A 23,233-nucleotide genomic window follows, 5' to 3' on the forward strand; every position below is an offset into this window, starting at 1 on the left:
CACCGGCCACGGGCCCCCCCCCCCCCCGGGGGGCCGGGGCCCCCCCCCCCCGAACCTCGACTGCGGGAGCGTCGTGGCTGATCGCGCAGTTCCCCGCGCCCCTGACGGGGCGCCCACCCCGAGCGCGTCCGCCCCGCCCCCAACACCCCTCCAGGAGCCCCGACATGAGCAGCACCATCCGCTGGCAGCGCAGCGACGACGGCATCGTCACCCTCGTCCTCGACGACCCCGGCCAGTCCGCCAACACCATGAACGCCGCGTTCCAGCAGTCCCTCGCCGAGGCCGCCGACCGCCTGGAGGCGGAACGCGACGACGTCCGCGGCGTCATCCTCACCTCCGCCAAGAAGACCTTCTTCGCCGGCGGCGACCTGCGCGAGCTCATCGCCGTCACCCCCGACCGCGCACAGCAGGCCTTCGACGCCGGCCTGCGCGTCAAGCGCGACCTGCGCCGCATCGAGACCCTCGGCGTGCCCGTCGTGGCCGCCCTCAACGGGGCCGCGCTCGGCGGCGGTTACGAGATCGCCCTCGCCTGCCACCATCGCATCGCCCTCGACGCCCCCGGCTCGAAGATCGGCCTCCCCGAGGTCACCCTCGGCCTGCTCCCCGGGGGCGGCGGCGTCGTCCGCACCGTGCGGCTCCTCGGCATCACCGACGCGCTGCTCAAGGTGCTGCTGCAGGGCACCCAGTACAGCCCGCGGCGCGCCCTGGAGGCCGGGCTCGTCCACGAAGTGGCGGACACCGAGGAGGAGATGCTCGCGAAGGCCCACGCCTTCATCGACGACCACCCCGACGCCCGCCAGCCCTGGGACGCCGAGGGCTACCGGATCCCCGGCGGCACCCCGGCCGACCCCGCCTTCGCCGCGGCCCTGCCCGCCTTCCCGGCCACGCTCGCCAAGCAGACCGGCGGCGCGCCCTACCCGGCCCCGCGCAACATCCTGGCGGCCGCCGTCGAGGGCGCCCAGGTCGACTTCGAGACCGCCCAGGTCATCGAGGCGCGGTACTTCACGGAGCTGGTCGCGGGCCGGACCTCCAAGAACATGATCCAGGCCTTCTTCTTCGACCTCCAGGCCGTCAACGCCGGCCGCAGCCGCCCGCAGGGCACCGCCCCCCGGCCCGTGCGCAGGGCGGCCGTGCTCGGGGCGGGCATGATGGGCGCCGGCATCGCCTACGCGTGCGCCCGCGCGGGCATCGAGGTCGTCCTCAAGGACGTCACCCTGGAGAACGCCCGGCATGGCAAGGCCTACGCCGAGGGGCTGCTGGACAGGGCCGTCGCCAAGGGCCGCACCACCGAGGCCGAGCGCGACGCCGTGCTCGCCCGCATCACCCCCACCGCGGACGTGGCGGAGCTGGCCGGCTGCGACGCCGTCATCGAGGCCGTGTTCGAGGACCCCGCGCTCAAGCACAAGGTCTTCCAGGAGGTCCAGCACGTCGTCGCCCCCGACGCCCTGCTGTGCTCCAACACCTCCACCCTTCCCATCACCCTGCTCGCCGAAGGCGTCGAGCGGCCCGCGGACTTCATCGGTCTGCACTTCTTCTCGCCCGTCGACAAGATGCCGCTGGTGGAGATCATCAAGGGCGAGCGCACCGGCGACGAGGCATTGGCCCGCGCCTTCGACCTCGTCCGGCAGATCCGCAAGACGCCCGTCGTCGTCAACGACTCGCGCGGCTTCTTCACCTCCCGCGTCATCGGCCGCTTCATCAACGAGGGCGTGGCCATGATCGGCGAGGGCGTCCCCGCCGCCTCCGTGGAACAGGCCGCCGCCCAGGCCGGCTACCCGGCCAAGGTGCTCTCCCTGATGGACGAGCTGACCCTCACCCTGCCGCGGAAGATCCGCGACGAGACCCGCAAGGCGGTCGAGGAGAGCGGCGGCACCTGGACCCCGCACCCCGCCGACACCGTCCTCGACCGCATGGTCGAGGAGTTCGACCGCCCGGGCCGCAGCGGCGGCGCGGGCTTCTACGACTACGTGGACGGCAAGCGCGCAGGGCTCTGGCCGGGCCTGGCCGAGCACTTCGGCACGGCAGAGAGCGCGGTGCCGTTCGAGGACCTGAAGGAGCGGATGCTGTTCTCCGAGGCGCTGGACTCCGTCCGCTGCCTGGAGGAGGGCGTCCTCACCTCCGTCGCCGACGCCAACATCGGCTCGATTCTCGGCATCGGCTTCCCCGGCTGGACCGGCGGCGTCCTGCAGTACATCAACGGCTACGAGGGCGGTCTGCCCGGCTTCGCAGCCCGCGCGCGGGAGCTCCAGGCCGCCTACGGCGAGCGCTTCGCCCCGCCCGCCCTGCTGCTGGAGAAGGCGGAGAAAGGGGAGACCTTCACCGACCGACTCACCGACTGACCGTCCGCAGCTCCTCCTTGAGCGACCGCTGGAAGGCCGTCACCAGGGCCTGGACCACCATCGGCTGCATGTGGGCGGAGAGCGACTTCATGGCGTCGACCCGCTCGGGGTCCCACACCTCGTCGTGGAAGAGACGGGTGAGCTCCCGGGCGGTCGCGCGCGCCTGGTCCACCAGCACCGTGCGGGCCTTGAGAAGGGTCTCCAGCGGGATCGGGACGTCCAGCAGCTGCACGCCCAGGCCCAGCAGCCCGCGGTCCACCCGGAACACCCCGTCCCCGTCCGCCCGTTCGAGGACGTCCATGGCGGCGAGCCGGTCGACGTCCTCCTCGGTCAGGGCCCGGCCCGCGCGGCGTTCGAGCTCCTCGCGCGTGGTCTCCTCCGCCGCGTCCGGCGTCCAGGAGGCCACCACCGCACGGTGGATGGCCAGGTCGCGGGCGCTGAGGTCCGCGGGGAGGCCCTGCACGTAGCGCTCGATGGCGGCGAGCGTGAGGCCCTGGCGCTGGAGTTCCTCGATCAGGGCCAGCCGGGAGAGGTGTTCGGGCCCGTAGTGCCCGACCCGGCGGGGGCCGATCTCGGGCGGGGGCAGCAGCCCGCGAGTGCCGTAGAAGCGGACGGTGCGCACGGTCATCCCGGCGCGGGCGGCCAGTTCGTCGATGGTGAGCATCACCATGTCAGTATTGCTGTGACACCACCGGTGTGAAACCGGTGGTGTCACAGCAGAATGTGCGATCGGTCAGTGCTCGGATCAGTGCTCGGATCAGTGCTCGTGGCCGAGCTGGGCGGACTGGATCTGCTTCCAGGACTTCGGCTCCGCCGGCTTGCCGGCCGCCCGCAGGGACGCGCCCGCCGGGACCTTGCCGATGCCGTACGAGGCGGCGTCCGCGGCGGAGGGCTTGGAGGTGGTGAACAGCCAGGTGTCGAACAGCTTCTGCAGGTTCTTGCCCGAGACCTTCTCGGCGAACGCCTGGAAGTCCTGGACCGAGCCGTTGCCGTACTTGTTCACCGTCGGCCACTTCTTGAGGATCTCGAAGAAGGCCTTTTCGCCCACGGTGTTGCGCAGCGCCTGGATCGCGACCGCGCCACGGTTGTAGACGGCGGCGTGGAACTGGTTCTCCGGGCCCGGGTCGCCCGGCTTGACCTTCCAGAAGTCGTTGTCCGCCGGGACGCTCGCGTAGGTGTAGTCCGCGAGCTGCTGGGCGGTGCCCTCGTTCTCCTTCTCCGACCACAGCCACTGGGCGTAGGAGGCGAAGCCCTCGTTGACCCAGATGTCACGCCAGTTCTTCACCGACACGCTGTCCCCGTACCACTGGTGCGCCAGCTCGTGCACCACCACCGAGGTGTTGGCCCCGTTGGCGAACTGCGCCGGGCTGTAGAACGGGCGGGTCTGGGTCTCCAGGGCGTAGTGCGTGGGCACGTTGGGCACGTAGCCGCCGGCCGCGGTGAAGGGGTACGGGCCGAAGACCGAGGACTCCCAGTCCAGGATCTCGTTCGTGCGCTCGACGCTGGCCTTGGCCGAGTCGAGGTTGTCGCCCAGGTCCTTGCTGTAGGCGTTGACGATCGGCAGGCCGTTCGACGTGGTACCGGTGGTGATGTCGAACTTGCCGACCGCCAGCGTGGCCAGGTACGTGGCCTGCGGCTTGGTGGAACGCCAGTTGTAGCGCGTCCAGCCGAACTTGGAGGACTTCGAGGCCAGCACGCCGTTGCTGATCGCCTGGACGTCGTCCGGCACGGACACCGAGACGTCGAACGTCGCCTTGTTGCGCGGGTGGTCGTTGCTCGGGAACCACCAGGCCGCGGCCTCCGGCTCGTTGGCGATCACCGCACCGTCCGGCGTGCGCTGCCAGGAACTGGAGCCGTCGACCTTCACCTGCGAGGGGATGCCGCTGTAGCGGACGACGACGCTGACCTGCCTGCCCTTCTCCAGGGGCGCCGCCGGGGTGATCTCCAGCTCGTGGGTGCCGGACTTGGTGAAGAAGGCCTTCTTGCCGTCGACCAGCACGTCCTTGACGTCCAGCAGGAAGTCCAGGTTGAAGCGCGAGAGGTCCTGGTCGGCGGTGGTGATCAGGGTCGCCGTGCCGTCCAGCCGGTCGGTCTTCGGCTGGTACGTCAGACGCAGGTCGTAGTGGGAGACGTGGTACCCGCCGTTCCCGGCCTCCGGGTAGTACGAGTCCCCGATGCCGGGGGCGCCGGGTGTGGGCTCGGCGGCGGACGCCGGGACGGCCAGCATGAGGAACGCCGCGGCCGCGCCGGGGACGATGAGTCTGTGACGCACGAGTCACTCCAACTCGTAGGGGGCGAAGGGCTGATCGCAGCCTATGTACTCACCGGGGCCCAGGGTATGTCCATGGCGGATTGCGACATGTGATCGACATGTGCCTGACATCAACGCCCCCCGGACCACTTCCGGCCACCGTCACCCCCCTTCTGTACGGGAGTTGACTCGCGCTACGGTCCGGCCGTGCCCATACACAGGCGGGTCACCCGCATACCCCGGACCACCCTGCTCGTGGCGGTTCTCGCCGCCCTGACCGCTGTTCTTGCGGCCCTCCCCGGCACCGCGCGCGCCGCGACGGCACAGCATGGCGGAAAACCGCCGGGAGAAAGCAGACCGGTCTACTCGTACGACCGCGCCGTGCGCGAATCCGTGTGGGTGGACACGGGGATCGACGGTGACGGCGACGGCCGCACCGACCGGGTCGCCGTCGACATCATCCGCCCCCGGGAGGCGGCCGAGCAGGGCCGGCGCGTCCCCGTGATCATGGACGCCAGCCCCTACTACTCCTGCTGCGGCCGCGGTAACGAGAGCCAGCTCAAGACGTACGACGCACAGGGCAACCCCGTGCAGTTCCCGCTCTACTACGACAACTACTTCGTCCCGCGCGGCTACGCCGTCGCCCTCGTCGACCTCACCGGAACCAACCGCTCCGACGGGTGCACCGACATCGGCGGCCGCTCCGACGTCCAGTCCGCCAAGGCCGTCGTCGACTGGCTCAACGGCCGTGCGCACGGCTGGTCCTCGCGCGCCGGCGGCCACGCGGTGCGCGCCGGATGGACCACCGGAGCCGTCGGCATGATCGGCAAGAGCTACGACGGCACGATCGCCAACGCCGTTGCCGCGACGGGCGTCGGAGGGCTGCGGACCATCGTCCCGATCGGCGGCATCAGCTCCTGGTACGACTACTACTTCTCCCAGGGCGCGGCCCTCTACGACGGCGGGCCCGATCAACTGTCCGACACCGTCGAGAGTTCCGGCGCGCACGGCCGCTGCGCAGCCGTTCAGCGCAGGCTCGTCGAGGGCGCCCCGCGCAACGGCGACTGGACCGCGCTGTGGAGCGCACGCGACTACGTGCGGGACGCGGGCAGGGTACGGGCCAGCGTCTTCGCCGTCCACGGCCTGCAGGACCTCAATGTCCGAACCAAGCACTTCGGCCAGTGGTGGAACGCGCTCGCCGCGCACGGCGTGGAGCGGAAAGTGTGGCTGTCGACGGCAGGACACGTCGACCCGTTCGACTTCCGCCGCGCGGAGTGGGTCGACACGCTGCACCGCTGGTTCGACCACTACCTGCTGGGCTACGACAACGGCATCCAGCGCGAACCCATGGCCGACATCGAACGCGCGCCCGGCCGGTGGACGACGGACCGGGTGTGGCCGCCGCGCGGCACGCGGACGGTGTCCCTGTACCCGACGGGGGGCGGCGCACTGGGGACGCGGCCCGCGCCGCGCGGGACGACGGCGGAGTTCACGGACGACCCGAAGCGGGGTGAGACGGACTGGGCGGCGCAGTTCGACGCGGCCACCCCGGACAAGGCCGGTTTCGCCACGCGGCCGTTGACGCACGACGTGCGGGTGTCGGGCTCGTCGGCCGTACGGCTGACGGTCACGCCGTCGACGGAGTCGGCGCATCTGTCGGCGGTACTGGTGGATCTCGGCCCGGCGGTCATCCGCAACTACGCGGGGAAGGGGGAGGGGATCACTACGCTGACCGACCGTGACTGCTGGGGCAGTGGCAACGCGGGGGACACGGGGTGCTTCCTGCGTACGGCGGCCGACACGGAGCGGGTCGGCTTCACGGTCTTCAGCCGGGGCTGGGCGGACCTGGGCCACCACGCGGGGCTCGCCCACGGCGAGCCGCTGGTGCCGGGCCGCTCGTACAGCATGACGCTGGACCTGGTGGCCACCGACCACGTGGTGCCGGCGGGGCACCGGCTGGGGCTGATCGTGGCAGGAACGGACACGGGACTGCTCGAACCGGCCTCCACGACCCCGCACTTGACGGTGGACCTGCGGGGGTCGGGGGTGCGGGTGCCGGTGAGGTAGGGGGTGTTGGGGCCCCGGTCCCGCCCTTTTCCCGATGCTCGTAGCGGGGGTTCTACGGGCCCCGCCTGGTTCGTGACCAGGCGGGGCGGGGCACTGCTGCCGGTCAGCGCGGGTCCGTGACACTCTGCGCGTCCTCGGGGGACGGTCCCGGGTCAATCTTCAGAGCACAGTCGGGACAGGCGTAGAGGGAGAATCCGGGGCCGCTTGCGCTGGGGATGTATCCGACGGTCACCGGGGCTTCCGTGGGCCTGCCGCAGCGGCAGCAGACAGCGGTGCTCATGCGGCCACCGCCGCGAGGTCGTGCCGCTCGGGGTTCGGGTAGTCGTAGCCGAGCGCGGCAGCAACGAGAGCCACGCGGCGTTGGCGCTGCCGCTCGCGTTCCGCTGCTCGTTCCTGCTCCTTCTCGTGCTCCTCCAGAAACCGTGGAACAAGTGGGCGGGTGTCGGGCGGGAGGATGTACCGGGCGAGGTGATGCGGCGTGATCAGCTTGTGGCCGCCGCAGATCACGTAAGAACGGGGCCAACGGCTACGCCCTCACCGTCGGAGCGGCACCCCAGGTCGGGAACGTAGCTGTCCGGCCCGCGGGGCCGTCATGGTCGGCGTGGCTTCGCGGGCCGGGGACTATTCGGCGCGGGTGACCCTCGCATGGTCGGTCACCACGCGCCGGAACAGGTCGTGACCGGTGCGCCCGGCGTGGCGCAGGGCCCAGTCCTGCGCCGCTTCCTGTTCGTTCTGCGGGCCGGAGTCTTCGTCGCAGGCGTCCGCAGTGCAGAACGCTTCGAAGACGACCCCGCCTTCGGGTACGTGCGTGATCGTGTGCGGCACGTACCGGTAGACAGCGCGCGTGGTCACCGGTGCCCCTGACCGTGCTTCCGGATCTTGATGTCGCAATCCGTGGCGGTCGCGAAGTCGCCTCTCGTCCGAGCGTTCAGGCGGACTGTTGCCAGTCTCAGGCACTCAACGCAACCGGGTACCGGCTTGGGTGGCTCAAGGGACGGCGCCCCCAGGTGGGGAGCCGACGACATGGTGGTCCTACGAGTACGCATCCCCGCTCCTCGTGTCGTCTGAACGACGACCACGCTAGGAACCGAACCGCCTCAACTCCCAGGAGGTTCTACGAGATTGCACGGCAGTTGCCGGAGCGCATCCATGGCTGCCGTGATCAGTGCTCGTGCCTGTGTCCCGTAGACGGCCATGTCGGCGAGTTCCGCGAACGTGTCCGCGTACATGGCGACTTCGCTCGGCTGTGTGATGGTGAGGTAGCCGGATACCAGCTCGACGTTGACCTGTGTCGCATCGTAGATCCAGAACCCTTCGACCGGCATCCGTGAGCGGTGGCGCTGTTCGGGCACGATGCCCATGCTGACGTTGGGGAGGGAGCCGACCGTGGCCAGGTGGCCAAGCTGATCGGTGAGCATGTCGTCGTCGCCGAGGCTGTTCCGCAAGACCGACTCCTCCACGAGGAAGGCGAACCGCCGGCTCCCTTCGTGCAGCACACGCTGCCGTTCCATGCGCGCAGCTACCGCCTCGGCCACGTCGTCCACCGCCACCCTGCGCCGCTGCACGGCACGCAATACTGCCTCGGTGTAGGCGCGGGTCTGGATCAATCCGGGCACGAGTCCGGGCGAGTACGAGCGGAAACGGCGGGTGTGCTCGTACAGCGGCAACCGGGCTTCCTGCGCCTGCTTCAGCCCAGTGCGTTCCATGCGCCGCCAGTCGATCCACATCCCCTCGGCAGTACGCAGCGAGGCGACCAGATCGGCAGTCTGCTCCTCCGCGCCGGTCGCCCGGCACCACGCCCGGATGTCATCGGCGGAAGGCGGAGTCCGCGCGTTCATGATCCGTGACGACTTGGACGCATGCCAGCCGCACAGACGGGCGAGATCGCGCCCGGTCAGCCCGGCATCCCGGCACAGTTCCGAGAGCCGGTCAGCCAGAGCCTGCCGGGCCTGCTGAGCACTTGAAGACGGAGAGACAACCATGGGACCAAAGGATCAGCGGAGCCGGTACTCCTCGTGCGGGGTGGCCCGTTCCCAGACCGCTTCAAATGCCGACTTCACCAGGTCCACGACAGCCGGTTCCGTGCGCCATTCACGGTCGACCACTTCGCCGATGCCGGAGAAGTAGGTGAACAGCACGGCCTTGCCGTCGAACATCCACAGATCGGTCCCAGGCAGCGCGATGTCTGCCGCCTTGCGCCGGGCCAGCCACCGGACCTGCTCACCGGCCACGACGTTCGGGAACGTCACGTCGTACTCGTACCGGATGTAGTCGGTCACCGGCTCGGAGACGATCCGGGCGCGCCGCATCACGACCCCGCGCGCCGTCGTCTCGGCCACCACATCGAGGAACGGACGCCACCATGACGACCGGGCGCCAGCGGGATCAAGGCGCTTGCCCTGCTGCCAGGCAATGAACTCGGGATCGCTGGGCTGGTAGGCGTCGCGCATCTCCAGGTGAACGGCTGACTCCTTGGCCTTGGCCAGGCCCTCATGCACGGGCGTCGTCATCTCTTCCTTACTCGCTGTCGGGCTTGGGGATGAACTGGCGCATGACCTTGGGGAGTCGGATGATCGTCTCGTGGTCCGGCACAGCCGTGGAGTGACCAGGGATCGAACCGACCTCCTGGCACTCCTTCACCTCCTCCTCAGTGGCCTTGTAGGACTGAATCAGAAGGTCACCGGTCTCCTCGTCGAGCCAGATCGTCGGAGAGTCTGTGTCCGGGGTGTTCGGGATGATGCCGAGGAACTTCAAGGCCATGCTCGCTCCCACGGTCGAAGGGTTGCACCAGTGTGCACGGGCGAGCCTCACCCCTACAGCAGAGAAGCGTCAAGTGGACGGAGTTGTGCGGCATTTGAAGCTGTATCCGAGCACGGCGAAACCCCGCACCTGCATGCCCGGTGGGTAGCAAGTGCGGGGTTTCGCGTCAGCCGACGAGCACGTTGTTCAGGCGGCCGGCCGCCTTGCCGCCGAACAGGGCGAGACCGCAGTAGAAGTCGATGCGGGTGCGGTAGACGGGCTTGTCGTGAGCCTCGCCCAGGTCTGTTGCCTGGACTCCGCCGTTGGTCAGCCCGGAGACCCCGGCGTCGGCCTCGCCCGTACCGAAGCGGACGGCGTAGATGTCACCGGTCTGCTTCCCGCCAGTGCCCGTCGTCAGCGGCAGAACATCGGAACCATCGAGCTTCTGCCCGGCATCCAGGAGCGGGATGCCCTTCCACGTGACGGTGCGCTTCCCCGCGATCTCCTCGCGCAGGAGCTCGCCACCGCCGAGCCGGCGGAACCCGGACTCGATCTTGGCCCGGAGCGCGGCGTTCATGTACAGCGCGCCGTTGGAGCCGCTGATGCCGCGTACCTGTGCCGCCAGGGCATCCAGGGCGTCGAAGAAGTCATGGCCGTTGGCAACCGGGCCCGCTCCCTTTGCATCCAGCACCTGAGTACCGAACAGCCGCTTGCGCAGGCCGTCGAAGCCCTTCGGGTTGACCTCCACGTCACCGTTGAAGAACTGGTCTGCGAAGTGGACCGAGGCAGCCTTGATCTTGAGCGTGGTCTGAATAACGCGCTGATCGTTCAGGTCACCACGCGTCTGCACGATGAACTTGTCCACATCGGCGTCACCGCCGAGGATGGCCAGGGTTTCGATGCGCTGGTTCAGCGTGCCCGTGCTCTCCGGGTACGCCTCGTTCACAGCCCGGAAGGACACTCCGGGAAGCGTGGACTCCTCGTTGTACTTGAAGGCGTTGCCCGTCACCTGAATCAGCGGCAGCCGATCGAGGATCGGGGATTCCTGCACGAACATTTCAATGACGCCGCGCTGCAACATGTCGGTAGAGAGCTTTGCAGATTCAGCAAGGGTAAGTGTCAAGCCGAAGCCTGTTCCACGCGTCCGGATCGTCTACGCCCTGAGCAACCAACTGCCGTCTACTCAGCGGGAAGTGTCGGGCAAGGTCGCCGTCCGGCCGCACAGCACGCACCAGGGATGCGCGTACAAGTACTGCTTCCGCAAGCGCTGCCACCTGGTCCCGTAGCCCCGCTCCGCCGACGTCCCACGCAACCGGTTCGCCTCGCGCTCGTGCTGCTCGCAGCGGCCACCCGTGCGGGTCAGCTCGGGGCACCCGGGGACACCGCAAGGGGGGGAGTCTACGTGGCATGGGGGGCACCTCCGAACAAAGGGGCGGGGGATCGATACAGCAGACCCACACGGGCGACAGAAGGCGCGCAGTGATCAAACCTCATGCGACTCTTGCCGGGGCCCAACTCTCGCCCCTTGTAAGGAACCTTGATGCTGAACCTCGTCACTCTGCCTCTTGCCAACGCCGTCGCTGCGCTAGGCAGCCTGCTGGGCCTGTTTTGACCCTCGCGTCGGCACTCTGACCAGACGGGCAGCAACTGTGCCTGTCGTACCTGGGGCTTGCTGCCGCTCAGAACGGCGGGACCGGTAACGCCGAACTCGGCGCGAGTCTTGGTCTTGTGGCACCCCCGGCACAGCACCTGAACGTTCCCGTCCGTGTCGGTCCCTCCCAACGCGAGGGGCCGCACATGGTCCACATCCACAGCCGATGCGGGCCCGGGTCAGCTCAGGGCACCCGGGGAGTGGGCAAGGGGGAGGCGGACAGGCGTTGCGCACATCGTCTGGGACTGGAACCACCCAACGGGCGTTCTTACGTCTCGGCTATCTCTAACAATCTAGTCGGGTGTCTTCCGCTCAAGATCCTCAACGCGGCGGCATCGACTGAGCTGGACGTCTCCGTCGTGCGTCATCTCGTCACACCTTGGCCAAAGCGTCTAAGTTCGGCAGCTGGTTTGATACACAAACAGCTCTTCAACGAACACTCAGGGTGAGTGCAAGACTGTTTGTCATGACCTCGAACACGAGCGGCACCAGGCAGCGCCCACAGTTCGAACTTCGCTGGGGTGGGCTGCACGTGACCATTCAGCGCGTCCCTGCCTGGCTCGTCACCCTGGTGACCACAGCAGCCGGAACCGGAGTCGGAGCCGCCTGGTGGACAAGCCGGTAACGCAGGACCGGTCCCCACCCACAGCGCCCGTCGGCCCGCGTCAGCTCGGGGCACCCGGGGACAGGACAAGAGGGCGGGGTCGTCGCGGCATGGGGCCTCCGATCGGATGGGGTGACTCGCCGACAGGCGATCGGTGCTACGGTGTCAACTTGCAGACGCTGTGCGGGGGAGTCAGGCTGAAATTCAGGGCAGTGGAATGCAGCCTCGACACAGCGCTAGGCACACGTGCCAATAGGTGCACTGTGCGACACCGGTAATGAGAACGGTCATGGCTGATAAGCGTGACTGCTACGCAGAATTCCGAGCAGATATCGATGCAGACTCCAGCATCGAGTGGCAAAAGGGACACCCGAACGAAATCTTCCCCCCGACGCGTGGCAATACAAAGCCTACGGGCACGATCCGACCAGCGTCGATCTTCTTGGGCGCCACCAGGAAGGCGACTAAAGATCTTCTCGTAACTCCGTAACTGTGCTTGACGGTAATGGTGTTGCCGAGTTCTGGGCTCAGGTCAGCCGGCGAGGGCGAGGTTGTGCATGTGGGCAACGCTGCTGGTGGCCCAGTGGACGCCGTCGTCCTTGAGCCGGCAGTCGCGGAGGATTTTCCAGTTCTTCATGCGTGCGAAGACGTGCTCGACGCGCGCTCGCACCCGGCGGTGGGATGCGTTGTGCTCTTCCTTCCACTGCGGCAGCCGTTCTTGTCCGGCCTTGCGGCGGTGCGGGATGAGCAGTCCGGTGCCCTGGTAGCCGCCGTCGGCAATGACGGTGGCGTCTCCGCAGGCGGTGTCGATGCCGGAGTCGGTGAAGGCGGTGCAGTCGTTGTGGTTGCCGGGCAGGGGGCGGCCGACTGCGAGCACGAGCTTGGTCTCCGCCTTGATGAGGACCTGCATGTTCGCCGAGTAGCGGTGGTTCTTCGAGGAGGCCGCGACCGACCGGTCCCGGGTGGGCACCAGCGTTCCGTCCACGACAAGCACGTCACCGGTTCCCGGCCTGCGCTTGGCGGGTGCGAGGGTCAGCAGCGGCCCGTGCCGCTTGATGATCCTGCCGACTGCCGCAGTGGAGATCCCGAACAGCGGAGCGAGCTGGGGCATGGACAGGTTCGTGCGGCAGTACATCGCCACCAGCAGCACCCGGTCCTCCAGCGACAGCGACCACGGGCGGCCTGGCCGGCCAGGGTCCAGAGCCTGCCCGCCAGCGCGGTGGACGGCTCTGACCAGCCGCTGGAACTGACCCGGGCGCAGCCCGGTGAACACCTCGACGAACTCACGACGCTGAGCGGAGACCACCTGCACGACCAGACCAACGCAGGCCACCCAGCACGGTTACGAGAAGATCTTTAGGCGAGCTCGTGCATGTCGGCCATGGACCGGATGGCCCGGTCGAAGCGCCAGAACACCAACGCGTCGAAGGTGTGGGGAAGGGAGAGCCACATGCCTAGTTGTGGCCGGTCGAAGGGGCCGACTTTGGACGCGGACACGTCCAAGTCGACCGCTTCGCGAAGCTCCTCGACCTCGCCGAAGTCGATCCCGAGGGCAGCGGCGGCGATATCGTCGGCCTCGCGCTGCCGTTCGAGGCTGGTGGTCTCATCCGTCAGGACCGACAGACGGACACATCGGACACCGCGCAGCATCTCGGCAAACACGGTCCCGGTGACGGTTCCTGCAGGGGCGTTACTGCTCTTCTCCATATCCCCTGTGGGGAGCGAAGGTTGCCCGAGCCGTTTGACCTGCGCCGATGCCACCATGGGCCGACCACTCCAGAGCTATCAATCTGGAGCATCGGGATTCGCCGTTTCCTGGGGGCTGCCGCCCCCAGACCCCCGCTGTCGCGGCTCCGCCGCTCGGCCTCAAACGCCGGCCAGGCTGAAGTTGCCCGGCACCGGCGGAAATCAGCCCGTTGGGGGCACCTCCCAGCGTTAGCTGGGGGAGGGGCCGGGGCCTCAGCACTCCACCAGAGCCGCGACGCCCTCCGCGCACCCCCACGCCACCGTCACCCCCGCACCCCCGTGCCCGTAGTTGTGCACCAACCTCCCCCCACCCGGCAGGGTTTCCGCCTCCAGGCGCACCGCCGCCCGAGCCGGCCGCAGGCCCACGCGGTGCGCGAGCACACGGGAACCGCCCAGCCCCGGATGCACCCGTGCGCACCGCGCGATGATCGCCTGTGCCGTCGACGGCACAGGCGCCCGGTCCCACACATGGCTCCGCGCCGTTCCCCCGAGCACCACCCCGTACGGCTGCGGGAAGACGTACACGGAGTCCGTCCCCGGCTCGTCGGCGCTCGCGAACCACTCGTGCACGCCCGGGTTCTCCACCACGACCAGCTGGCCCTGCACGGGGTACACCCCGGGGTCGGGGACCAGGTGACGCGCCCCGAGCCCGGTGCAGTTGACCACCGTCGGCGCGCGGCGCGCCGCCTCGGCGAGCGAGGACAGCGGCCGGCCGGCCGTGACCGAGCCGCCTGCAGCGGCCAAGCGCCGCTGCAGGTGGGCGAGATGGGCCGGCATGTCCAGCAGCGGCACGTGCGCCCGCACCGCGCGCCCGTACCCCGGCGGCAGTTCGCCCCGCATGGCGGCCCGCAGCCCGGGCACCCCGGCCGCCCACGGGCCGAGCTCCGCGGGGCCGGCCCCCGCGTACGTACCGCCGACCAGACGCACCCCGGTCTCCTCCGGCCGCGCGGCGAGCGCGGTCAGGACCGTCAGCGAGCGCAACGACCAGGCGGACACGGCCTCTTCGGGATCGATCCGGTACGGCCACCACAGCGCGCCCGCCACCGCCGACGTGGTCTCCGCCGGGGCCTCCCGGCTCCACACCGCGACCCGGAGCCCACGCTCCGCCAGCACGACCGCACTGGTCAGTCCGGCTATCCCGGCACCGACCACGATCACATCGCTCGCCATGGGCCGACGGTACCGGCGAATTCCCCGCTTCCGGGCTCGAAGCGGCACACAGAGGGGAATACTCCGGGCATGGCAGCGTACGCGACCTTCGGCCTGGCCCCGGCGACGCGCGCCGGCGCGCTCCTCGCCGACGGGGCGTACGAAGTGCACCGGGAATTCCTGGACTTCGTCGTGGACGGCAGGCCGCTGCTGGGCCGGCTCGCCGACGTCGACGGCGTCTCGCCGCTCGCCGCCGACCTCGGGCCCACGGTCTTCACCTCGCAGGTGCGCGCCCTGCTGCTGGAGGGCCTGCCGCCGCTGCCCGGCGGGCGGCACGTGATCTACGCCTGCCCGGAGTGCGAGGGGCTGGAGTGCGGGGTGGTCACGGCCGTGATCGAGCGGGACGGCGCGGACGTGGTGTGGCGGGACTTCGTCTGGCAGACGGCTCCGGCGCCCGACCCGGCGCGCGACGGCTACCGCGGGGTGGGCCCGTTCCGCTTCCGCTCCGCCGAGTACCGGGAGGTGCTGGAGCGGCTGCTCGCCGACGGGACGTGCGGCGCGCGCCGGGTCCTGCTGGTGGGCCCGCGCGTCTCACTGTTCGCCCGCCTCGCGGCCGCCCTGCGCTCGATAGGGATAGGAGCCGAGATCACCCGGGACGCGGCGGGGGCGCACGCGGAGGAGATACGCACCTACGGTGCCGTCGCGTTCGAGCGGGACGTGGGGGAGGGCGAACGGTCGGCCGTGCGGGCCGCCTTCGCGGCCGCCGGTTCGGACGCGGTCTTCATAGAGGCTCCGGCCCCGGCCGTCCCGCTGCTCGTCGCCCAGGTCGAACAGGCCCTCCAGCGCGCACCGCACGCCCTGCGCCGGCTCACGGGGCTGACCGCGGGCGCGGGGCGGGTGCATGTCGGGGTGGCCGCCGCCTGCCGGGTCCGGCTCACCGGCTACCGGCAGGACCGTTTCCGCCGCACGCACGACGTCGAGGTGTTCGACGGCGGGCTGGAACCGGGGGAGCACGCCCTGCCGCTCGACGCCCGGCTCCGCGACGGCGGCTACGTCGTCGCCCGCACCACGCGGGACGTGCTTGTCACCAAGATCACGTCCTGAGGGCGAACGCCGGGAAAAGTATGGGAAAACCATTACTGTGCGAATCCTGTGAGCGGATAGAGTTTCCGCTGCCATGACTGCAACGCTCGTCGCCAAGGACCTCTCCGCCGGACACGGCGACCGCACCCTGTTCTCGGGTCTCGATCTGGTCGTCGCCCCCGGCGACGTCATCGGCCTGGTCGGGGCCAACGGCGCGGGCAAGTCCACCCTGCTGCGCCTGCTCGCCGGCCTCGGTACCCCCGACGAGGGCACCGTGCACACGGGCCCGGCCTCGGCCACCGTGGGGCACCTGCCGCAGGAGCCCGAGCGGCGCGAGGGCGAGACGGTGGGCGCCTTCCTCGCCCGCCGCACCGGCGTCACCGCCGCCCAGGCCGCGCTCGACGCCGCCACGCAGGAGCTCGTCGACGGGGCGCCCGGCGCGGACGACGCCTACGCCGTCGCCCTCGAGCGCTGGCTCGGCCTCGGCGGCGCCGACCTGGAGGAGCGCGCCGAGGAGGTCGTCGCCTCGCTCGGCCTCACCGTCGGCCTGGACCGGCCGATGACGGCCCTCTCCGGCGGCCAGGCCGCCCGGGCCGGTCTCGCCTCGCTGCTGCTCAGCCGGTACGACGTCTTCCTGCTCGACGAGCCCACCAACGACCTCGACCTGGACGGCCTGGCCCGCCTGGAGGATTTCGTCACCGGGCTGCGCGCCGGGACGGTGCTCGTCAGCCACGACCGCGAGTTCCTGGCCCGCACCGTGGATCAGGTGCTCGAGCTCGACCTCGCCCAGCAGCAGGTCAACCTCTACGGCGGCGGCTACGAGGCCTACCTGGACGAGCGCGCGACCGCCCGCCGGCACGCCCGCGAGGCCTACGAGGAGTACGCGGACACCCGCGCCGGCCTGGAGACCCGGGCCCGCACCCAGCGGAACTGGATGGAGAAGGGCGTCCGCAACGCCCGCCGCAAGGCCACCGACAACGACAAGATCGGCCGCAAGCTCCGCGCCGAGTCCACCGAGAAGCAGGCCGCCAAGGCCCGCCAGACCGAGCGGCTCATCGAGCGGCTGGACGTCGTCGAGGAGCCCCGCAAGGAGTGGGAGCTGCGTATGGAGATCGCCGCCGCGCCCCGCTCCGGCGCGGTGGTGGCCACCCTGCGCGGTGCGGCGGCCCGGCGCGGAGCCTTCGCCTTCGGCCCGGTGGACCTGCAGATCGACTGGGCCGACCGGGTCGCGATCACCGGTGCCAACGGCTCGGGGAAGTCCACGCTGCTCGCGGCCCTGCTGGGCCGGCTGCCGCTGGAGGCGGGCAGCGCCGCGCTCGGCCCGGGCGTGGTGGTGGGCGAGGTGGACCAGGCGCGGGCCCTGTTCTTCGGGGACGAGACGCTGCTGGACGCCTTCGGGGCGGCGGTGCCCGACACGGCGCCCGCCGAGGTCCGTACCCTGCTCGCCAAGTTCGGCCTGAAGGCGGCGCACGTGCTGCGCCCGGCGGCCACGCTCTCGCCCGGCGAGCGCACCCGCGCCGCGCTGGCCCTGCTCCAGGCCCGCGGCGTCAACCTGCTCGTCCTGGACGAGCCCACCAACCACCTCGACCTCCCCGCGATCGAACAGCTGGAGTCGGCGCTGGCCTCCTACGGCGGCACGCTGCTCCTGGTCACCCACGACCGGCGGATGCTCGACGCGGTGCACACCACCCGGCGGATCGAGGTCGCGGAGGGCCGGATCACCGAGCGCTGAGGCCCCGACGGCCCGAACGGGTGAGAGGGTGACCGAAAACAACCCCAGGTGCAGGCCAAGTCTTCCCCAAGGCGCGGTCACGCAGGGTGATGCGTGCAGCCGTGTTTCAGGGGTGTTACGGGGCCTTCAAAACCGCGTCCTGAGGACGATTTGAATCGTTGATGGGATGGTGCGGCACCCGTTCGATTTACGGAACGTTGGTCCCCGGTTTCCGAACCGGCGGCAACCTGCCTTCGTCTGTAGGGGGCGAACGCGTCCACAGGACGTGCGCACCACCTTTTGACGTCGAAACAGAGGCACACACATGCCGCCGACCCTTCCAGGCCACCTGCCCGCTCCACGAGGTCCACTCGTGGGGAAGGCGCGCTACGGCAGCGCACCGCCGCCGCCCGAGCGCACTCTCCTCGACGTGCTCGACTCGACCGCCGCCGCATACCCCGACGCGCCGGCCGTCGACACCGGCACCGAAGTGCTGACCTACCGCACCCTGTGCGCCGAGGTGGCCGCGCGTGCCGAGATGCTCCGCAGCATGGGCGCAGGCCCCGGCGACCGCATCGGCATCCGGGTCCCCTCCGGCACCGCCGACCTGTACCTCTCCGTGCTCGCCGTGCTGCGCTGCGGCGCCGCCTACGTGCCCGTCGACGCCGACGACCCCGACGAGCGCGCCGCCACCGTCTTCGGCGAGGCTGGCGTCTGCCTGGTCCTGGGCGCCGAAGGCCGCATCAGCGCGGGGCCCGCGCACGCCACGGGCGGTGTTCTCGGCCGCCCCGCGCTCCCGGACGACGACGCCTGGATCATCTTCACCTCCGGCTCCACCGGCGCCCCCAAGGGCGTCGCCGTCAGCCACCGCAGCGCCGCCGCCTTCGTCGACGCCGAGGCGCGGCTCTTCCTCCAGCCGCAGCCGCTCGCCCCCGGCGACCGGGTGCTGGCCGGCCTGTCCGTGGCCTTCGACGCCTCCTGCGAGGAGATGTGGCTGGCCTGGCGGCACGGCGCCTGCCTGGTCCCCGCCCCCCGCTGGCTGGTGCGGGCCGGCCACGAGCTCGGCCCCTGGCTGGTCGAGCGCGGCATCACCGTCGTCTCCACCGTGCCCACCCTCGCCGCGCTGTGGCCCCCGGAGTCCCTGGACCGGGTGCGGCTGCTGATCGTCGGCGGCGAGGCCTGCCCCGCCGAGCTCGTCGACCGCTTCGCCGTGCCCGGCCGCGAGATGTGGAACACCTACGGGCCGACCGAGGCCACCGTCGTCGCCTGCGCCGCGCAGATGTTCCCGGGCCGCACCGTGCGCATCGGCCTGCCCCTCGACGGCTGGGAGCTCGCCGTCGTGGACGAGGCCGGCGAGCCGGTCCCCTTCGGCGCCGAGGGCGAACTCGTCATCGCCGGTGCCGGCGTGGCCCGTTACCTCGACCCCGTCAAGGACGCCGACAAGTTCCGCCCCTCGGCGGCCCTGGAGACCCACCGCGCCTACCGCACCGGCGACCTCGTGCGCGCCGACCCCGAGGGCCTGGTCTTCGCCGGCCGCGCCGACGACCAGATCAAGCTCGGCGGACGCCGCATCGAGCTCGGCGAGATCGACGCCGCCCTCAGCGCCCTGCCGGGTGTGCTCGGCGCCGCGGCGGCCGTCCGCACCACCCCGGCCGGCGGCCAGATCCTCGTCGGCTACGTGGTGACCGGGGCCGGCTACGACCGGCAGGACGCCCGGAAACTGCTGCAGGACCGGCTGCCCGCCGCCCTCGTGCCCGTCCTGGCCGAGATCGAGGACCTGCCCACCCGCACCTCCGGCAAGGTCGACCGCAACGCCCTCCCGTGGCCGCTGACCACCGCCGACACCGCCGACGGCCCGGACGCCGACCGCGAGCTGTACGGCACCGCGGCCCGGCTCGCCGACCTCTGGGAGAAGCTCGTCGGCTTCCGCCCCACCGCCGACTCCGACTTCGTGGCCATGGGCGGCACCAGCCTGACCGCCGCCCGCATGGCCTCCACCCTGCGCGAGACCCACCCCGGCGTCTCCGTCGCGGGCCTCTACCAGCACACCGTCCTGCGCGACATGGCCGGGTACATCGACTCGCTCGCCCCGCACACCCCGCGGAGCGACGTCCCGCCCCGCCGGGTCCGGCCCGTGCGCCGCCGCACCGGCGCCGCCCAGATCGCCGTGCAGTGCGCCCTCTTCGGCGTCCAGGGCCTGCGCGGCGTGGTCGGCCTCGCCCTGGCGGACAACGTGCTGGGCCTCGTCGCCCCCAGGGCATGGGCGCCGCACACCGCCTGGTGGATGGTGATCGTCGGCTGGTTCGTCCTGTTCAGCGCCCCCGCCCGGCTCGCCGTCGGCGCCGCCGCGGCCCGCCTGCTGACCCGCGGCATCACCCCCGGCGTCCACCCGCGCGGCGGCCGCGCCCACCTGAAGCTGTGGACCGCCGAACGGGTCGTCTCCTCCTTCGGCGTCCCCGCCCTCCTCGGCACCCCGTGGGCCGCCCGCTACGCCCGCGCCCTCGGCTGCTCGGCGGGCCGGCACGTCAACCTCCACACCATGCCGCCCGTCACCGGCCTCGCCACCTTCGGCGACCGGTGCAGCATCGAACCCGAGGCCGACATCTCCGGCTGGTGGATCGACGGCGAGGACCTGCACATCGGGACCGTCCGCATCGACGCCGACGCCCGCGTCGGCCACCGCACCATGCTGATGCCCGGCGCCTCCCTCGGCCCCGGCGCCGAACTCGCCGCGGGCGCCTGCCTGGACGGCCACGTCCCGGCGGGGGAGACCTGGGAGGGCTCCCCGGCGCGCCCCGTCCCCGGCAGCCACGGCGGACTCCGCTCCGCCGACGCGCCCGTCGACCCGCTCGCCTGGCCCGCCCCGCGCCGCGGCCGCTCCCGCCGCTGGGACCTCGCCTACGCGCTGACCCTGCTCGGCCTGCCGCTGATCGCGCTCGTCGCCTCCGCGCCCGCCCTTGTGGGCACGTACTTCCTGGTCAAGGGCGCCTCGACGCTGTCTTCGGCCGGACTGCTGCTGCTCGCCGCGGTGGCGCCGGCCACCCTCGTCACCACCGTGTGCGGCCTGCTGCTCGTCGCCGCCCTGGTCCGGATCCTGGGCCGGGGCATCGTCCCCGGCGTGCACCCGGCCTGCGGCGGGGTCGCCTGGCGCGCCTGGCTCGTCAACCGGCTGCTGACCGACGCCCGCGTCACCTTCTTCCCGCTCTACGCCAGCCTCGGCACCCCCGTGTGGCTGCGCCTGCTGGGCGCCCGCGTGGGCCGCCGTGTGGAGGCCTCCACCGTCCTGCCGCTGCCCTCGCTGCTCACCGTCGGCGACGGCGCCTTCCTCGCCGACGACACCCTGGTCGCCCCCTACGAACTCCGCGGCGGCTGGCTGCGGCTGGGCCCCGCCCGTGTCGGGCGGCGCGCCTTCGTCGGCAACTCCGGCATCGTCGGCCCCGGCCGCACCGTGCCCGACAACGGCCTCATCGGCGTCCTCTCCGACGCCCCCGAGCACAGCGAGCCCGGCAGCTCCTGGCTCGGCCGCCCCGCGATGCCGCTGCCGCGCGTGGCCACCCAGGGCGACGCGGGCCGCACCTTCGACCCGCCGCGCCGGCTCGTGCTGGCCCGCGCCGCCGTCGAGCTCTGCCGTCTGCTGCCGCTGATGGTCGGTTTCGCGATCGGCCTGGGCGTGTTCCTCGTCGAGCAGGACGCCTTCGACCAGGGCGGCCCCGGGCTCGCCGCCCTCGTCGGCGCCCCGCTCCTGCTGGCCGCGGGCCTCACCGCCGCGCTCACCGCGACGGCCGCCAAGTGGCTGCTCATGGGCCGCTTCAAGGCCGGCGAGCAGCCGCTGTGGAGCTCCTTCGTCTGGCGCAACGAGCTGTACGACGTCTTCGTGGAGTCCCTCGCCGTGCCCTTCTTCGTGGGCCCCTTCACCGGCACCCCGGTGCTCAACTGGTGGCTGCGCAGCCTGGGCGTCCGCATCGGACGGGGCGTCTGGTGCGACACGCACTGGCTGCCCGAGTCCGACCTCATCACCCTTGAGGACGGGGTCAGCGTCAACCGGGGCTGCGTCCTGCAGACCCACCTCTTCCACGACCGGATCATGCGCATGGACGCCGTTCACCTCGCCGAGGGCTCCTCGCTGGGCCCGCACGGCATCGTGCTGCCCGGCAGCTCCGTCGGCGCGCACACCTCCGTCGGCCCGTCCTCGCTCGTGATGCGCGGCGAGAGCGTGCCCGCCGGGACGCGCTGGACCGGCAACCCCATCGCGGGCGAGCCGCAGGTGCCCGTCGCGGCCGGTGCCGTCGCCTCCCCGGAGTACGCGGCATGAGGGGCGGCACACCGCGATGACGCTCAGGGAGCGGTTCCTGTGCAGCCGCCGCACCGTGCTCGCGGCTGCGGCGGCCCTCCCGCTCACCGCTGCGGCGGCCGCCGACACCGGCGGCCCCGCGCGGCTCCCGAGCGCGGAGCGCTACTTCCCGCGGCAGGGCTCCGACGGCCACCGCACGCTCGCCTACGACCTGCGGCTGGCCTACGACCCCGAGCGGGCCTGGCTCGACGGGCACGCCCGCATCGAGGCCGTCGCCGTCGAGCACACCGGCCGGATCGCACTCGACCTGGCGAAGCTGAAGGTCGGCTCCGTCGAACTGGACGGGGAGGCGGTGGCCTTCCACCGCCGCGACGGCAAGATCCTGATCACCGCGCCGCGGGGGCTGGCCCCCGCCCAGCCCTTCGTCCTCGACGTCCGCTACAGCGGGCGGCCCGCCCCGGTGCACACGTCCTTCGGCCCCATCGGCTGGGACCGCACCGGGGACGACCACGACGGCACGCTCGTCGCCTCCCAGCCGGTCGGCGCGCCGTCGTGGTTCCCGTGCAACGACCGGCCCGACGACAAGGCCGCCTACACCTTCACCGTGACCGTGCCCCAGGGCCACCACGTCCTGGCCAACGGCACGTTGCAGGACCACCGGGAACTGGACGACGGCACGGCGCGCTGGACGTACCACCACGCCGGCCCCATGGCCCCCTACCTCGCCGCCGTCTACACGGGCCGCTTCGTCCACGCCACGGTGCCCGACGGGCACGCACCGGTCCCGGTGCGCAACGCGTATCCGGCCGACCTCGCCGAGGAGGCCCGGCACGACCTGGCGCGCCAGCCCGAGATGCTGCGGGCGTTCACCGAACTGTTCGGGCCGTACCCCTTCGAGGCGTACGGGGCCGTGGTCGTCGACGCGGAGCTGGCCGAGCCGGTGGAGAACCAGACGCTCTCCGTCTTCGGCAGCAACCACATGGACGGGCAGCGCGGTTCCGAGACGCTCGTGGCGCACGAGATCGCCCACCAGTGGTTCGGCAACAGCGTCGGCCTGTCCGACTGGCAGCACATCTGGCTCAACGAGGGCTTCGCCACGTACGCGGAATGGCTGTGGTCGGAACACATCGACGAGGACGACGCGGACACGCTCGCGCGCGAGGCCTGGGCCGACCTGGCGGGCCGCCGCCAGACGCTGCGCATCGCGGACCCCGGGCACCGGCACCTCTTCGACGACCGGATCTACGTCCGGGGCGCGTGCACCCTGCACGCGCTGCGCCTGGCGGTCGGGGACGATCGTTTCTTCACGGTGCTGCGGTCATGGCACGAAGTGCATCGGGGCGGCAGCGCCGACACGGAGATGTTCCTCCGCCACGCGGAGCGGGTCGCAGATCGCCCGCTGGGCGATCTGCTGCATCCGTGGCTGTACGAGAAGGCGTTGCCGGCCTTTGCCCCGTAAGGGGCGCGGGGCTGTTTCGATATGCGGCTCCGCCGCGTGGGCGCGACCAGGCGCCCCGTCAGGGGCGCGGGGAACTGCGCGACAAGCCCCCACCGGCCCGCAGCCGACGCACCACCCCAGAGGGCCGGGGCGAAGCCCCGAGC

General features: G+C 71.3%; 17 protein-coding genes and 1 pseudogene. 6 read left to right on the forward strand and 12 right to left on the reverse strand.

Going from position 1 to position 23,233, the window contains the following annotated elements:
* Positions 1 to 164 precede the first annotated feature (164 nt).
* Positions 165 to 2,339: a 3-hydroxyacyl-CoA dehydrogenase NAD-binding domain-containing protein gene (locus ACWD4B_RS29755; RefSeq protein ID WP_451423649.1), complete on the forward strand. Its 2,175-nt coding sequence runs from the start codon at positions 165 to 167 to the stop codon at positions 2,337 to 2,339.
* Here the strand turns inward: ACWD4B_RS29755 and ACWD4B_RS29760 are convergent.
* Positions 2,329 to 3,003, reverse strand: coding sequence for a MerR family transcriptional regulator (locus tag ACWD4B_RS29760; RefSeq protein WP_451423664.1), 675 nt, complete (start codon positions 3,001 to 3,003; stop codon positions 2,329 to 2,331). The genes ACWD4B_RS29755 and ACWD4B_RS29760 overlap by 11 nt on opposite strands.
* Before the next feature lie 93 nt (positions 3,004 to 3,096).
* Complete coding sequence (locus ACWD4B_RS29765) at positions 3,097 to 4,611, reverse strand: M1 family metallopeptidase (RefSeq protein WP_451423650.1); 1,515 nt, start codon at positions 4,609 to 4,611, stop codon at positions 3,097 to 3,099.
* Between the two features lie 186 nt (positions 4,612 to 4,797).
* Between ACWD4B_RS29765 and ACWD4B_RS29770 the strand changes: the two genes are divergently transcribed.
* Complete coding sequence (locus ACWD4B_RS29770; RefSeq protein ID WP_451423651.1) at positions 4,798 to 6,657, forward strand: Xaa-Pro dipeptidyl-peptidase; 1,860 nt, start codon at positions 4,798 to 4,800, stop codon at positions 6,655 to 6,657.
* 276 nt (positions 6,658 to 6,933) lie between these two features.
* Here the strand turns inward: ACWD4B_RS29770 and ACWD4B_RS29775 are convergent, their stop codons facing one another.
* The 10 genes and pseudogenes from ACWD4B_RS29775 to ACWD4B_RS29820 all read right to left on the reverse strand — a co-directional run bounded on the left by ACWD4B_RS29775 (position 6,934) and on the right by ACWD4B_RS29820 (position 14,567).
* Complete coding sequence (locus tag ACWD4B_RS29775) at positions 6,934 to 7,164, reverse strand: hypothetical protein (protein WP_451423652.1); 231 nt, start codon at positions 7,162 to 7,164, stop codon at positions 6,934 to 6,936.
* Positions 7,165 to 7,278: 114 nt separating this feature from the next.
* Complete coding sequence (locus tag ACWD4B_RS29780; protein ID WP_451423653.1) at positions 7,279 to 7,509, reverse strand: DUF7848 domain-containing protein; 231 nt, start codon at positions 7,507 to 7,509, stop codon at positions 7,279 to 7,281.
* Between the two features lie 245 nt (positions 7,510 to 7,754).
* Positions 7,755 to 8,639, reverse strand: a complete 885-nt coding sequence (locus ACWD4B_RS29785) for a helix-turn-helix domain-containing protein (RefSeq protein WP_451423654.1) — start codon at positions 8,637 to 8,639, stop codon at positions 7,755 to 7,757.
* A gap of 12 nt (positions 8,640 to 8,651) precedes the next feature.
* Entirely contained in the window at positions 8,652 to 9,167 is a 516-nt protein-coding gene (locus ACWD4B_RS29790; RefSeq protein WP_451423655.1) for a DUF6879 family protein, read from the reverse strand.
* 7 nt (positions 9,168 to 9,174) lie between these two features.
* On the reverse strand, positions 9,175 to 9,417 hold the full coding sequence (locus ACWD4B_RS29795; protein ID WP_451423656.1) for a hypothetical protein: 243 nt from the start codon (positions 9,415 to 9,417) through the stop codon (positions 9,175 to 9,177).
* 166 nt (positions 9,418 to 9,583) lie between these two features.
* Positions 9,584 to 10,519 (reverse strand): major capsid protein, encoded by a 936-nt coding sequence (locus ACWD4B_RS29800; protein WP_451423657.1) that lies wholly within the window; start codon positions 10,517 to 10,519, stop codon positions 9,584 to 9,586.
* 275 nt (positions 10,520 to 10,794) lie between these two features.
* Positions 10,795 to 11,208, reverse strand: coding sequence for an HNH endonuclease (locus ACWD4B_RS29805; protein ID WP_451423658.1), 414 nt, complete (start codon positions 11,206 to 11,208; stop codon positions 10,795 to 10,797).
* Positions 11,209 to 12,183: 975 nt separating this feature from the next.
* The gene (locus tag ACWD4B_RS29810; RefSeq protein WP_451423665.1) at positions 12,184 to 12,963 is read right to left on the reverse strand and encodes a transposase; all 780 of its coding nucleotides are present in this window, start codon (positions 12,961 to 12,963) and stop codon (positions 12,184 to 12,186) included.
* A gap of 47 nt (positions 12,964 to 13,010) precedes the next feature.
* A pseudogene (locus ACWD4B_RS29815) lies at positions 13,011 to 13,301 on the reverse strand (recombinase family protein); the annotation flags it as partial.
* A 309-nt stretch (positions 13,302 to 13,610) separates the two neighbouring features.
* Positions 13,611 to 14,567: an FAD-dependent oxidoreductase gene (locus ACWD4B_RS29820; protein WP_451423659.1), complete on the reverse strand. Its 957-nt coding sequence runs from the start codon at positions 14,565 to 14,567 to the stop codon at positions 13,611 to 13,613.
* A 69-nt stretch (positions 14,568 to 14,636) separates the two neighbouring features.
* On the opposite strand from ACWD4B_RS29820, the gene ACWD4B_RS29825 reads away from it, so the two are divergent.
* The 4 genes from ACWD4B_RS29825 (at position 14,637) to ACWD4B_RS29840 (ending at position 23,090) form a co-directional block, all read left to right on the forward strand.
* Entirely contained in the window at positions 14,637 to 15,650 is a 1,014-nt protein-coding gene (locus ACWD4B_RS29825) for an oxidoreductase (protein ID WP_451423660.1), read from the forward strand.
* Positions 15,651 to 15,723: 73 nt separating this feature from the next.
* Positions 15,724 to 17,361, forward strand: a complete 1,638-nt coding sequence (locus ACWD4B_RS29830) for an ABC-F family ATP-binding cassette domain-containing protein (protein WP_451423661.1) — start codon at positions 15,724 to 15,726, stop codon at positions 17,359 to 17,361.
* Between the two features lie 304 nt (positions 17,362 to 17,665).
* Entirely contained in the window at positions 17,666 to 21,652 is a 3,987-nt protein-coding gene (locus ACWD4B_RS29835) for a Pls/PosA family non-ribosomal peptide synthetase (protein WP_451423662.1), read from the forward strand.
* Positions 21,653 to 21,668: 16 nt separating this feature from the next.
* Complete coding sequence (locus tag ACWD4B_RS29840; RefSeq protein WP_451423663.1) at positions 21,669 to 23,090, forward strand: M1 family metallopeptidase; 1,422 nt, start codon at positions 21,669 to 21,671, stop codon at positions 23,088 to 23,090.
* Positions 23,091 to 23,233: the final 143 nt, after the last annotated feature.

It is taken from the genome of Streptomyces sp. NPDC002536 (assembly GCF_053594995.1).